The 12,740-nt window shown below is 71.9% G+C and carries 12 protein-coding genes; 6 read left to right on the top strand and 6 right to left on the bottom strand.

Features of this window, described 5'->3' with window-relative positions:
• Nucleotides 1–58 precede the first annotated feature (58 nt).
• Nucleotides 59–781, bottom strand: coding sequence for an IclR family transcriptional regulator (locus tag ACZ69Q_RS00960; RefSeq protein ID WP_471039970.1), 723 nt, complete (start codon nucleotides 779–781; stop codon nucleotides 59–61).
• A 156-nt stretch (nucleotides 782–937) separates the two neighbouring features.
• Between ACZ69Q_RS00960 and ACZ69Q_RS00955 the strand changes: the two genes are divergently transcribed.
• The 3 genes from ACZ69Q_RS00955 to dmpG are packed head-to-tail and all read left to right on the top strand — an operon-like array spanning nucleotide 938 to nucleotide 3,803.
• Nucleotides 938–1,780 (top strand): 2-keto-4-pentenoate hydratase, encoded by an 843-nt coding sequence (locus ACZ69Q_RS00955; RefSeq protein WP_471034084.1) that lies wholly within the window; start codon nucleotides 938–940, stop codon nucleotides 1,778–1,780.
• The gene (locus tag ACZ69Q_RS00950; protein WP_471034080.1) at nucleotides 1,777–2,787 is read left to right on the top strand and encodes an acetaldehyde dehydrogenase (acetylating); all 1,011 of its coding nucleotides are present in this window, start codon (nucleotides 1,777–1,779) and stop codon (nucleotides 2,785–2,787) included. The genes ACZ69Q_RS00955 and ACZ69Q_RS00950 overlap by 4 nt, the downstream gene beginning before the upstream one ends.
• Nucleotides 2,784–3,803 (top strand): 4-hydroxy-2-oxovalerate aldolase, encoded by a 1,020-nt coding sequence (dmpG, locus tag ACZ69Q_RS00945; RefSeq protein WP_471034077.1) that lies wholly within the window; start codon nucleotides 2,784–2,786, stop codon nucleotides 3,801–3,803. The genes ACZ69Q_RS00950 and dmpG overlap by 4 nt, the downstream gene beginning before the upstream one ends.
• Before the next feature lie 128 nt (nucleotides 3,804–3,931).
• Here the strand turns inward: dmpG and ACZ69Q_RS00940 are convergent, their stop codons facing one another.
• Entirely contained in the window at nucleotides 3,932–4,396 is a 465-nt protein-coding gene (locus ACZ69Q_RS00940) for a DUF6299 family protein (RefSeq protein ID WP_471034075.1), read from the bottom strand.
• A gap of 237 nt (nucleotides 4,397–4,633) precedes the next feature.
• On the opposite strand from ACZ69Q_RS00940, the gene ACZ69Q_RS00935 reads away from it, so the two are divergent.
• The gene (locus tag ACZ69Q_RS00935; RefSeq protein ID WP_471034072.1) at nucleotides 4,634–4,831 is read left to right on the top strand and encodes a DUF5999 family protein; all 198 of its coding nucleotides are present in this window, start codon (nucleotides 4,634–4,636) and stop codon (nucleotides 4,829–4,831) included.
• A gap of 19 nt (nucleotides 4,832–4,850) precedes the next feature.
• On the opposite strand, the gene ACZ69Q_RS00930 is transcribed toward ACZ69Q_RS00935, so the two are convergent.
• Nucleotides 4,851–5,249, bottom strand: coding sequence for a RidA family protein (locus tag ACZ69Q_RS00930; RefSeq protein WP_471034068.1), 399 nt, complete (start codon nucleotides 5,247–5,249; stop codon nucleotides 4,851–4,853).
• The gene (locus tag ACZ69Q_RS00925) at nucleotides 5,246–6,445 is read right to left on the bottom strand and encodes an acyl-CoA dehydrogenase family protein (protein ID WP_471034064.1); all 1,200 of its coding nucleotides are present in this window, start codon (nucleotides 6,443–6,445) and stop codon (nucleotides 5,246–5,248) included. Before ACZ69Q_RS00925 ends, ACZ69Q_RS00930 begins: the two co-directional genes overlap by 4 nt.
• Before the next feature lie 219 nt (nucleotides 6,446–6,664).
• On the opposite strand from ACZ69Q_RS00925, the gene ACZ69Q_RS00920 reads away from it, so the two are divergent.
• Nucleotides 6,665–8,278 carry an AMP-binding protein gene (locus ACZ69Q_RS00920; RefSeq protein WP_471034060.1) on the top strand — a complete coding sequence of 538 codons (1,614 nt, stop codon included), beginning with the start codon at nucleotides 6,665–6,667 and terminating at the stop codon, nucleotides 8,276–8,278.
• A gap of 15 nt (nucleotides 8,279–8,293) precedes the next feature.
• Entirely contained in the window at nucleotides 8,294–9,106 is an 813-nt protein-coding gene (locus tag ACZ69Q_RS00915; protein ID WP_471034057.1) for a PaaX family transcriptional regulator, read from the top strand.
• Nucleotides 9,107–9,220: 114 nt separating this feature from the next.
• Here ACZ69Q_RS00915 and ACZ69Q_RS00910 read toward each other — a convergent pair whose 3' ends face one another.
• Nucleotides 9,221–11,614, bottom strand: coding sequence for a bifunctional salicylyl-CoA 5-hydroxylase/oxidoreductase (locus tag ACZ69Q_RS00910; RefSeq protein ID WP_471034054.1), 2,394 nt, complete (start codon nucleotides 11,612–11,614; stop codon nucleotides 9,221–9,223).
• 3 nt (nucleotides 11,615–11,617) lie between these two features.
• Nucleotides 11,618–12,445, bottom strand: coding sequence for an enoyl-CoA hydratase family protein (locus tag ACZ69Q_RS00905; protein ID WP_471034052.1), 828 nt, complete (start codon nucleotides 12,443–12,445; stop codon nucleotides 11,618–11,620).
• Nucleotides 12,446–12,740 lie beyond the last annotated feature (295 nt).

Genomic DNA, 12,740 nt, shown 5'->3' with positions numbered 1-12,740 from the left:
CGGTACGCCGGTCGACCGGACGGCTCAGACCCAGCGGGCGAACGGGCACCGAACGCCGTCAGCGACCACCGCGCAGGACCCGCGACAGCCCCAGCGCCGCCGTCCTTACCGCGGGCGCGAGCTGGGCGGGGCTGAAGCGGGAGCGGGGCACCGCCACCGAGAGGGCGGCGACCGCACTGCCGCCCTCGAAGACCGGGGCCGCGATGCAGCTCACGCCGACCGCGGCCTCCTGCTCCTCGTAGGCGAGGCCGGAGACCCGGGTCTTCTCCAGGGCCATGCGCAGCCGGTCCGGGTCGGTGATCGAGTGGGGTGTCAGGCTCGGCAGCGGACGGGAGAGCACCTCCTCGGACAGCTCCGCGCCGGAGAACGCCAGCAGAGCCTTCCCCACGCCGGTGCAGGTCAGCGGCAGGCTGCCGCCGATGCGGGAGGGCAGCCGCAGTGCCTCGTGGCCGTGGATGCGCTCCAGGTAGACCACTTCCATGCCGTCCCGGATCCCGAGGTGCACGGTCTCGCGGGTGGCCTCGAACAAGTCCTGGAGGAACGGCAGGGCCGCCTCGCGCAGATCGAGCCGGTGCGGGACGAGCGAGCCGAGCTCGAACAGCTTCGCCCCGAGCCGGTACTGGGTGCCCGAGCGCTCCAGCCAGCCAAGCCGGACCAGGTCCGCGGCCAGCCGGTGCACCGTGGGCTTGGGCAGGCCGGTGCGCACCGAGAGTTCCGACAGACGGTACGGTCCGCCGCTCGGGCTGAAGCAGTCGAGAATGACCGCGGCCTTCTCCAGCATGCTGCCGCCTGCATTGTTCCGTGTCACGGAACAGAGCTTGGCCCTTTCGGGGAGGGCCTGTCTATATCGAGGGCGGGCCACGATCGAGGGCGCGCCTCGATCTACGACGGTCTCGATCGACGTCAACCGCCACTTTCCCCTCCCTGGAGGTACCTCATGCCGACCTCACTCGACGGCGTCCGCCCCCGCCCGGACGCCGCCCCGCCGCCCGTCGTCAAGGCCGCCGATCTGCTGGCGGAGGCCGCGCGTACCGGGGCCGCCTGTTCTCCGGTACGTGAGGTGTTCGAGAGGGGCGGCGATCTGGAGACCGCGTACGCCGTGCAGCAGTTCAACGTCCGGCGTGGCCTGGACGCCGGCCGCCGGATCGTGGGCCGGAAGATCGGCCTGACCTCCGTGGCCGTACAGCGCCAACTCGGCGTGGACCAGCCCGACTTCGGGGCGCTGTTCGCGGACATGGCCGTGCCGGACGGCGGTGAGGTGGCGGCCGGGCGGCTGCTCCAGCCCAAGGTGGAGGCAGAGGTGGCGCTCGTCCTCGGGCGGGATCTGCCGCACCGCGCGTGCACGGTCGTCGACGTACTGCGGGCCGTGGACTTCGCGCTGCCCGCGCTGGAGATCGTCGACAGCCGGGTGCGGGGCTGGGACATCTCCCTGGTCGACACGGTCGCGGACAACGCCTCCTGCGGCCTGTACGTCCTGGGCACGACCCCCGTACCGCTCACCGCCGTCGACCTGCGCAGCGTGACGATGACCATGACGCGGGCCGGCGAGACCGTCTCCGAGGGCACCGGCGCCGACTGTCTCGGCAGCCCTCTCAACGCGGCGGTGTGGCTGGCCTGCGCGCTCGCCGAGCGGGGCGATCCGCTGCGCGCGGGCGACCTGGTCCTGACGGGCGCGCTCGGCCCGATGGTGCCCGCCGCGCCGGGTGATGTGTTCGAGGCACATATCTCGGGGCTGGGCTCTGTGCGGGTCGGCTTCGCCAAGGAAGCAGGCGAACTGTGAGCACCAAGGTCGCCGTCATAGGTTCCGGCAACATAGGAACCGACCTCATGATCAAGGTCCTGCGGCTGTCGGAGTCGCTGGAGATCGTGGCGATGGCCGGCATCGACCCCGCCTCCGACGGCCTCGCCCGCGCCCGCCGGCTGAAGGTCGCCACGACCCACGGCGGCGTCGAAGGGCTCGTCGCGCTCGACGAGTTCGCCGAAGTGGAGATCGTCTTCGACGCGACCTCGGCCGGCGCCCACCGCCACCACGACGAGGTGCTGCGCCCGCTGGGCCGCACCCTGGTCGACCTCACCCCGGCCGCCCTCGGCCCGTACGTCGTCCCGCCGGTCAACGGTGACGCCCATCTCGACGCCCCGAACGTCAACATGGTCACCTGCGGCGGCCAGGCCACCATCCCGATCGTCGCGGCCGTCAACTCCGTCACCCCGGTTCACTACGGCGAGATCGTGGCCTCCATCGCCTCCCGCTCCGCGGGCCCCGGCACCCGCGCCAACATCGACGAGTTCACCGAGACGACCTCCGCCGCCGTCGAGCGGGTCGGCGGTGCCGCGCGCGGCAAGGCGATCATCGTCCTCAACCCGGCCGAACCCCCGCTGATCATGCGGGACACCGTGCACTGCCTGGTCTCGGACTGCGCGACGGAGGCGGTCACCGCGTCGGTCGAGGCGATGGTCGGGCGGGTGCAGGCGTACGTCCCGGGCTATCGGCTCAAGCAGAAGGTGCAGTTCGAGCGGGTGGCGTCCGACGACCCGCTGCGCACCCTCGCACCCGGCGCAGGCGAGGCGCTGAAGGTCTCCGTCTTCCTGGAGGTCGAGGGCGCCGCGCACTACCTGCCGGCGTACGCCGGGAACCTCGACATCATGACCTCGGCCGCGCTGCGCACCGCGGAACGCATGGCCGCCCTCCCCAACTCCCGGCTTCTCCCCCACTCCCGGCTTCACTCGAGCGGGGGGACCCCCATGAGCGGGGGGACCCCCATCGCCCCGGAGGTGGCGCCGCGATGACCCGTCTGTACGTGCAGGACGTGACCCTGCGGGACGGCATGCACGCCGTCCGGCACCGCTACACCGTCGCCCAGGCCCGTGCCATCGCCGCCGCGCTGGACGCCGCCGGGGTGGCCGCGATCGAGATCGCCCACGGCGACGGCCTGGCCGGCTCCAGCATCAACTACGGTGTCGGCGCCCACACCGACTGGCAGTGGATCGAGGCCGTGGTGGACGCCACACAGCACGCGGTGCCCACGACCCTGTTGCTGCCCGGCATCGGAACCCTGCACGACCTGCGGCAGGCACACACCCTGGGCATCCGCTCGGTGCGCGTCGCCACACACTGCACCGAGGCCGACATAGCCGCCCAGCACATAGCCGCGGCGCGGGAGCTGGGCATGGACGTCGCCGGGTTCCTGATGATGTCCCACATGGCCGAACCAGCCGAACTGGCCCGTCAGGCCAAGCTGATGGAGTCGTACGGCGCCCATTGCGTCTACGTCACCGACTCCGGCGGCCGCCTCACCATGGACGGCGTCCGCGACCGCTTCCGCGCCTACCGCGACGTCCTCGACCCGGGGACCGAGCTGGGCATCCACGCCCACCACAACCTCGCCCTGGGGGTGGCCAACACGGTCGTCGCCGTGGAGAGCGGCGCGGTACGGGTGGACGCCTCACTTGCCGGACAGGGCGCGGGCGCCGGCAACTGTCCCCTGGAAGCCTTCATAGCGGTCGCCGACCTCATGGGTTGGGACCACATGTGTGATCTGTTCCCCCTCATGGACGCGGCCGACGATCTCGTACGGCCCTTGCAGGACCGCGAGGTCAGGGTCGACCGCGAGACCCTCAGCCTCGGCTACGCGGGCGTGTACTCCAGTTTCCTGCGCCACGCCGAGACGGCCGCCGCCCGCCACGGCCTCGACACCCGCAGCATCCTCGTCGAGGCGGGGCGCCGGCGGATGGTCGGCGGGCAGGAGGACATGATCACGGACATCGCGCTGGACCTGGTCGCCCGTGCGCGGGTCCGGTCCTGACCCGCACGCGCCGCGCCCTTCCGGTCGGGGAGGGCGGGGCGCGTGGTGGTCGCCACGTGTGCGACGTGCGGGTGGGTGGCCCGTACGGCGGGGAGCGACGCGGCCGGGAACGATGCGGCGGGCCGCCGTCACGCCTTCGACAGGGTGACGTTCTTCTTCAGCAGCGCGTGGAAGTGAGGCAGGGGCAGGCCGCCCAGCCCCTCCATGGGACGCAGTTCCACGATGGTGGCCTCGACGTCCGCCTTGCCGTGCTTGAGGGTGGACGGTGCGGGCTTGCTCTTGTTCTCCCAGCGGTGCTTCTTGCCGTCGCACGTGGCCACCGTGCCGCCGATGGCGTACCGGTTGGTGGACGTCTGTTGGCCGATGGAGGAGCTCACGAACGTCGGTCCCGTGCTGTCGACACAGCGGTAGGTGCCGGAGACGGTGACATTGCCGTCCGCGGTCATCCGGGCCGGGGCGTCGACGGTCACGGACTCGGTCACGGCCTCCTTGGCCTCGGTGGTGTTGTCGGTGTCGGCGGGGGCCGAGGGTGCGGCGACCAGCAGGAGCAGCGCGGCGCCGGCGGCGACGGCGAGAGCGGGGCGCAGGGGCATGGGATGACCTCCCGGTGAGCGGAGTGGGGCCTTCCAGGGGTACCCGGCGGGTGCGCCCGCGGGCGTGATCGTCACCCCTTCGGTGGCGAGTCCGCCCCGGTCTTCGTGGATCGGTCAGAGAGTTGTCCGCGTGTTGTCACGGTTCACAGCGGGCCGTTCCGATGAGTTCGCAGCAGGAGCATGGTCTACCCATATGGACGACCCACACGGCTCGTCCGCCCTATGTGGAGGTGCGCCATGTGTTCCCACCAGCCCTCGTGCCCTTCCTCCTCCGACGCCCTCAGCACCCATGTGGTGGCGGCACACCCCGAGCAGGGCTGGACCCTGCTGTGCAACGGCGCCATCGTGTTCGACGACAGCGGTGAGCTGCTGCCCGACGGCCGCGTGATCGCCCCGCAGCGAGTGCCGGCGGAGCGCCTCGCGATGGCGGCGTGAGCCAGACGCACAGCGAGCCCTACGGCAGTACGGCGAAGCCGTCGAGTTCCACCCGGGCCTGTTCGTCCCACAGGCGCACGACCTCGACGACCGCCATCGCCGGATAGTTCCGGCCCGCCAACCGGCCCCAGACGCGGCCGAGTTCGGCGGCATGGGCACGATAGGCCGCCACGTCGGTGGCGTAGACGGTGACCCGGGCGAGGTCGGCCGGTGTTCCGCCGGCCGCCGCCAGCGCGGTCAGCAGATTGGTGAGCGCCCGCTCGAACTGCTCCGGCAGTGTCTCCCCGACCACCTTGCCGTCGGAGTCGAGCGCGGTCTGCCCGGCCAGGAAGACGACGCGGGAGCCGGTGGCGAGGACCGCGTGGGAGAAGCCGGTGGGCGGGGAGAGCTCGGGCGGGTTGACGCGCTCGGTACTCACTGGCCGGCCTCCATGGTCGCGTACAACTCCTTGGCGATGATGCCGCGTTGCACCTCGCTGGCGCCCTCGTAGATGCGCGGGGCGCGCACCTCGCGATAGAGGTGTTCGAGCAGGTGGCCGTGGCGCAGGGCACGGGCTCCGTGCAACTGGACCGCCGAGTCGACGACATACTGCGCGCTCTCCGTCGCGAGCAGCTTCGCCATCGCCGCGCGCCCCGGCACGTCGGGGGCCTTCTCGTCGTACGCCGTGGCCGCCGCGTACACCATGAGGCGGGCCGCCTCCGTGCGCAGGGCCATCTCGGCGACCTGGTGGGCGACCGTCTGCAGGTCTTTCAACTTGCCGCCGAACGCGTCCCGTTCGGCCGTGTGGGCAAGGGTCGCGTCAAGGGCGGCCTGGGCCATGCCGACGGCGAAGGCGCCGACGCTGGGCCGGAAGAGGTTGAGGGTGCCCATCGCGACCCGGAAACCGCGGTCGGGCTCGCCGAGCAGGTCGTCGGGGGTGACGGGGACGGCGTCGAAGACGAGGCTGCCGATGGGGTGCGGGGAGAGCATGTCGAGGCCGGTGCCGGTGAGGCCGGGACGGTCGGCGGGGACGAGGAAGGCGGTGACGCCGCGGGCGCCGGCGCCGGGGGTGGTGCGGGCGAAGACGGTGTAGAAGTCGGCCTCGGGGGCGTTGGAGATCCAGCACTTCTCACCGGTGAGCCGCCAGCGCGCGGGACCGTCGGACTCGGCGACCGGCGTCTGTTCCGACCTCCTGGCATCCAGCCCCGCGGCACCCGGCCCCCCGGCTTCCGGCTCCGCGCGCAGTTCCAGTGCCGCCGCGTCCGATCCCGCCCCCGGCTCGCTCAGTGCGAAGGCGGCCACCGCGCTCCCCTCGGCCACCCGGGGAAGCCAGCGCTCCCGCTGGGCCTCGGTGCCGTAGGCGTGGACGGGATGCGCGCCCAGCCCCTGGAGGGCGAGTGCCGTCTCGGCCTCGGTACAGGCGTAGGCGAGGGACTCCCGCATGAGGCACAGGTCGAACGCACCGGCGGTGAAGAGCCGCTCCAGCAGCCCCAGCTTCCCGAGTTCTGCGACCAGAGGGCGGTTGACGTGCCCCGGTTCGCCCTTGTCCGCGAGCGGGCGCAGTCGTTCGGCGGCCAGGTCGCGCAGTTCGGCACACCAGGCGGTCTGTGACGGATCGAGTGAGAATGCGGGCATTGCCGACCTCCCTGGGGCCGTCCGCGACGACCCACTCGACGAACCTTCTCGACGGCCTCTCGACGGACCTCTTAACGGACCGCTTGGCGGATCTCCTCGACGATATCGCGCCCCATTGACTGTCGTCACCAACACGATACGCTCCCTGTGCGAGCCCACCACGACGCCCACAAGCACGACGCCCGTTAGGCAGCCCACAAGGCAAGGGGGCGAACCGCCATGGCCGGTCTGCACCGCTCCGCCCACGTCGACACCTTCGCCCGCGAGCATCTGCCACCGCTCGACCAGTGGCCCGAGCTCCGTTTCGACCTGCCGGGACTGCGCTACCCCGAACGGCTCAACGCCGCGGCCGAACTGCTCGACGGCCCCGATGACGAGCGGCCCGTGTTCCACACCCCGTCCGGCGACACATGGACGTACGGCACACTGCGTGCCCGCGTGGACCGGCTCGCCCATGTGCTCACCAGCCACCTCGGCGTCGTCCCGGGCAATCGGGTGCTGCTGCGCGGCCCGACCACACCGTGGCTGGCCGCCTGCTGGCTGGCGGTGCTCAAGGCGGGCGCGGTCGCCGTCACCGTGCTGGCCCAGCAGCGCCCGCACGAGCTGCGGACCATGTGCGAGATCGCCCAGGTACGGCACGCGCTGTGCGACATCCGTGCCGTGGACGACCTGGCCAAGGCCGAGATACCCGACCTGCGCATCACGACGTACGGCGGCGACGCCCCTGACGACCTGCTGCGCCGCCCGGCGCCCGACACGCCGTACCCGGCCGCCGACACCGCGTCCGACGACGTCGCGCTCATCGCCTTCACCTCCGGGACCACCGGACGGCCCAAGGGCTGTATGCACTTCCACCGGGATCTGCTCGCGATAGCGGACACCTTCTCGGAGCACGTGCTGCAACCACATGTGGGCGATGTCTTCGCCGGCAGTCCCCCGCTCGGCTTCACCTTCGGACTCGGCGGGCTCGTCGTCTTCCCGATGCGGGCCGGCGCCAGCGCCCTGCTCCTCGAACAGGCCCACCCCAAGCAGCTTCTGCCCGCGATCGCCGAGCACCGGGTGTCGGTGCTGTTCACGGCCCCGACGGCGTACCGCGCGATGCTCGACGAGCTCGACTCTAACGACATCTCCTCCCTGCGCCGCTGTGTCTCGGCGGGCGAGAACCTGCCCGCCGCCACCTGGCGGGCCTGGCACGAGCGGACCGGGCTGCGCATCATCAACGGCATCGGCGCCACCGAACTGCTGCACATCTTCATCTCGGCCGCCGACGAGAACATCAGGCCGGGGACGACGGGCGTGCCGGTCCCCGGCTGGCACGCGCGCGTGGTGGACGACGAGGGCCGGGACCTGCCCGACGGGGAGCCCGGTCTGCTGGCGGTGCGCGGCCCCGTCGGCTGCCGCTACCTGGCCGACCCGCGGCAACGCGAGTACGTCCGCCACGGCTGGAACGTCACCGGCGACACCTACGTCCGGGAGAGTGATGGCTACTTCCGCTACGTCGCCCGCGCGGACGACATGATCATCTCGGCCGGCTACAACATCGCGGGCCCGGAGGTCGAGGAGGCCCTGCTGCGCCATCCGGATGTCCTTGAGGCGGCGGTGGTGGGGCGGCCCGACGAGGCGCGCGGTGCGGTCGTCGTGGCATACGCGGTGCTCAGGGAGGGTGCGCGACGGGACGCCGAGGCACTGCGCGCGTTCGTCAAGGAGGAGTTGGCGCCGTACAAGTCCCCGCGTGAGATCGTCTTCCTGGACGCGCTGCCGCGCACCGCGACCGGCAAGCTCCAGCGGTTCCGGCTGCGCGACGGCGGTGACCCACGGGGTGACCGGCAGTGATCCGTACGACCTAAGATGATCAACGTGTCCGACCAGCATGCACCACGGTCTCTCATCGTCACGCTCTACGGCGCCTACGGCCGCCATATGCCCGGCCCCGTGCCGGTCGCGGAGCTGATCAGACTGCTGGCCGCGGTCGGGGTGGACGCCCCGTCCGTGCGCTCGTCGGTGTCCCGGCTGAAGCGGCGCGGGCTGCTGCTGCCGGCCCGGACGGCGCAGGGCGCGGCCGGGTACGAACTGTCGCCGGACGCCCGCCAGTTGCTCGACGACGGCGACCGCCGCATCTACACCACCACGCCGCCCGACGACGAGGGCTGGGTGCTCGCGGTGTTCTCGGTCCCGGAGTCGGAACGGCAGAAGCGGCATGTGCTGCGCTCACGGCTGGCCGGCCTCGGCTTCGGGTCGGCGGCGCCGGGCGTGTGGATCGCGCCGGCACGGCTCTACGAGGAGGCGCGGCACGTCCTTCAGCGACTGCGCCTTCAGGAGTACGTCGACTTCTTCCGCGGCGAGCACCTCGGTTTCACACCGACCGCCGAGGCCGTGGCCCGCTGGTGGGACCTGGCGGCGATCAGCAAGGAGCACGACGCGTTCCTCGACCGGCACGCGCCCGTGCTGCACGCCTGGGAGCGGCGCGACGACACCCCGCCCGAGGAGGCGTACCGCGACTATCTCCTCGCCCTGGACTCCTGGCGCCACCTCCCCTACACCGACCCCGGGCTGCCCTCCCGGCTGCTCCCCGAGGGCTGGCCGGGCGCGCGCTCGGCGGCCGTCTTCCGGGGACTGCACGAGCGCCTTCGGGACGCGGGAGCGACCTACGCCGGCCTGTGACCTCGGGCCCACCAGGCGCCACTGGGCCAAGACCACGATCGCCCGGCTGCTCGCAGACCGTCTGACGACCGAGGGACACCGCGTGGAGGTCCTCGACTGCGTGCCGCAACGCACTCAAGTCCCCAGCTTCAGGCGGGGCTTGGGGGCGTCGGTGCGTCCGGTCTGCGGTCGGCGGCTGCCCGCCCGGTACGGGGCCGGCCAGACGACGCCCGGGCCGTCGTAGCCCTGCTCGGCGGCAGCGTGCAGGGTCCAGTGCGGATCGTAGAGGTGGGGGCGGGCGAGGGCGCACAGGTCCGTACGGCCCGCCAGGATGAGGGAGTTGACGTCGTCCCAGGAGGAGATCGCGCCGACCGCGATCACCGGCAGGCCGGTGGTGCGGCGGATCCGGTCCGCGTACGGCGTCTGGTACGACCGCCCGAACTCCGGCCGCTCGTCGGCCACGACCTGCCCGGTCGACACGTCGATCGCGTCGGCGCCGTGCGCGGCGAAGGCGCGGGCGATCTCCACGGCGTCCTCGGCGCCGGTGCCGCCCCCGGCCCAGTCGGTGGCGGAGATACGGACGGTCATGGGCCGCTCCTCGGGCCATACGCTCCGTACGGCGTCGAAGACCTCCAGCGGGAAGCGGAGTCGTTTCTCCAGGGTGCCGCCGTAGGCGTCCGTGCGCCGGTTGGTGAGCGGGGAGAGGAAGCCGGAGAGCAGATAGCCGTGCGCGCAGTGCAGTTCGAGCAGGTCGAAGCCGGCGCGGGCGGCGCGCCAGGCGGCGGACGTGAACTGCTCGCGGATGTCGGTGAGCTGGGAGCGGCTGAGCTCGCGCGGCATCTGGCTGTCCGGCTTGTAGGGGATCGGGGACGCGGCCACGAGCGGCCAGTTGCCGTCGTCCAGCGGCTCGTCCATGCCCTCCCACATCAGCTTGGTCGAGCCCTTGCGCCCGCTGTGGCCGAGCTGCACCCCGATCGCGGTGCCGGGTGCCTGGGTGTGCACGAACTGGACGATGCGGTTCCAGGAGTCGGCCTGCCTGCCGGTGTAGAGGCCGGTGCAGCCGGGGGTGATGCGCCCCTCGGGGCTGACGCACACCATCTCGGTCATCACCAGGCCGGCGCCGCCGAGGGCGCGGGAGCCGAGGTGGACGAGGTGGAAGTCGCCGGGGACGCCGTCCGTGGCCGAGTACATGTCCATGGGGGACACCACGACCCGGTTGCGCAGGGTCAGGCCGCGCAGCCGGAACGGGGTGAACATCGGGGGTGTGCCGGTGGGGCAGCCGAAGTCGCGTTCCACGGCCTCGGTGAAGTGGGTGTCACGCATGCGCAGGTTGTCGTGGGTGACGCGGCGGCTGCGGGTGAGCAGGTTGAAGGCGAACTGCAGGGGCGGCTGGTCGAGGTAGAGCCCGAGGTTCTCGAACCACTCCAGGCTGGCGCGGGCGGCCCGCTGGGTGGAGGCGACGACCGGCTTGCGCTCCTCCTCGTACGCCGCCAACGCCTGCTCCAGGGAGGGCTGTTCCTCCAGGCAGGCGGCGAGGGCGAGGGCGTCCTCGACGGCGAGCTTGGTGCCGGAGCCGATGGAGAAGTGGGCCGTGTGGGCGGCGTCGCCGAGCAGGACGACGTTGCCGTGCGACCAGCGCTCGTTGACGACCGTGCGGAAGGTGGTCCAGGCCGACTTGTTCGACTTCAGCGGCCGTCCGCCCAGCGCTTCCGTGAAGATCTTGGCGCAGCGGTCGACGGATCCCTGCTCGTCGAGTTCCGCGAATCCGGCGGCCTGCCAGACCTCTTCCCGCATCTCGACGATCACGGTGGAGGCGTCGTCCGCGTACGGGTAGCCGTGCAGTTGCATCACGCCGTGCTCGGTCTCGGCGATCTCGAAGCGGAAGGCGTCGAAGGCGAAGTCCGCGGCGAGCCAGATGTAGCGGCAGTGGTGGGTGGCCACATGTGGGCGGAACACATGGGTGTAGGCCTCGCGGGTGGCGCTGTTCACACCGTCGGCGGCGATGACCAGGTCGTGCTTGTCGGCGAGCAGGGCCGGGTCGGTGGCCTCGGTGCGGAAGCGGAGCTCCACGCCGAGGTCACGGCAGCGGTCGTGCAGGATCTCCAGGAGGCGGCGCCTGCCGAGGGCGGCGAAGCCGTGGCCGCCGGAGGTGTGCCGGGTTCCTCGGTGCACGATGTCGATGTCGTCCCACCGGACGAAGTCCTTCTGCATCGCCTCGTAGACCACGGGGTCGGCGTGCTCGATGCCGCCGAGGGTCTCGTCGGAGAGGACGACGCCGAAGCCGAAGGTGTCGTCGGGGGCGTTGCGTTCCCAGACGGTGATCTCGCGGGCGGGGTCGAGGCGTTTCAGCAACGCCGCCGCGTAGAGGCCGCCGGGACCGCCGCCGATGATTGCGACTCGTAGCGGGTGGCTGGTCTTCGTCGGCGGCTGCGGGTCGTCTGTGGCTGGTCGCGCCCGCGCGGCGGTAGCCGCAGATTCAACACAGCCCCGCGCCCCTGGGGTTGACCCGGTCCCCTCGGTCGAGAGCATGCCCTACCTCCCTCGCCACTTCGGCGGGCGCTTCTCCGTGAAGGCCGCGTGGAACTCGGCGTAGTCCTCGCCGTTCATCAGCAGGGCCTGCGTCGACGCGTCCATCTCCACGGCCGCCGCCAGCGGCATGTCCAGCTCGGCCGTCAGCAGCGCCTTGGTCTGGGCGTACGCCAGTGCCGGGCCGTCGGCCAGGCGGCGGGCGAGTGCCTGCGCGGCCTCATCCACCTTGCCCTCGTCCGTCATCTCGCTGATCAGGCCGATCCGCTCGGCCTCGGGTGCCCGGACCGGTTCGCCCAGCATCAGCAGCCGGGTCGCGTGGCCGAGGCCGACGACCCTCGGGAGCAGATAGGCGGCGCCCATGTCGCCGCCGGACAGGCCGACCCGGGTGAAGAGAAAGGCGAAGCGGGCGGTGGGGTCGGCGACCCGGAAGTCGGCCGCGAGCGCCAGTACGGCACCGGCACCGGCCGCCACCCCGTGCACGGCCGCGATCACCGGGAACGGGCACTCCCGTACGGCCCGCACGACCTGCCCGGTCATCCGGTTGAAGTCGAGGAGCAGGGCGGTGTCCATGGCCAGGGTCGCGCCGATGATCTCGTCGACGTCGCCGCCGGAGCAGAAGCCGCGGCCCTCGCCGGCCAGCACCAGCGCCCGTACCGCCTTCTCCCGGGACAGCTCCGCGAGCAGATCGCGCAGGTCGGCGTAGGCGCCGAAGGTGAGCGCGTTGAGTTTCTCGGGGCGGGCGAGGGTGACGGTGACGACCCCGTCGGCGTGCTCGACCCGCAGGTGTTTCCAGTCGGGGGTGCGGGCGGCGGAGCCGGTGAAGGGACTCATGACGTGCGGCCTCCTCGGGCGGACGGCGGGCACTGGCTCAGTGAGCTCTACCCTTCGAGCTCTTCCCTTCGAAGTTATCACCCAACTTTGACTGTCGTCACGACCACGCGATAGCCGGAGTGCCGCGACCTGCCTACCGGAGTGCCGTGACCTGGCCGCGTCACATCCGTCACGGCTCGGCGACACCCGCGTAACGGCGGGATCGGCCGTGCGCGGCCGACCGTTCATCCGGGTAAGCCGCATGTCAGTCGGGGCCGCAGGTCCCGAACGGCGCCCGACGAGCGGTCCCGCTGGG

This window comes from Streptomyces sp. NPDC036764, assembly GCF_055609385.1.
The sequence above is the reverse complement of the archived record's forward strand: the minus strand, read 5'-3'. Positions and strand labels throughout refer to the sequence as shown.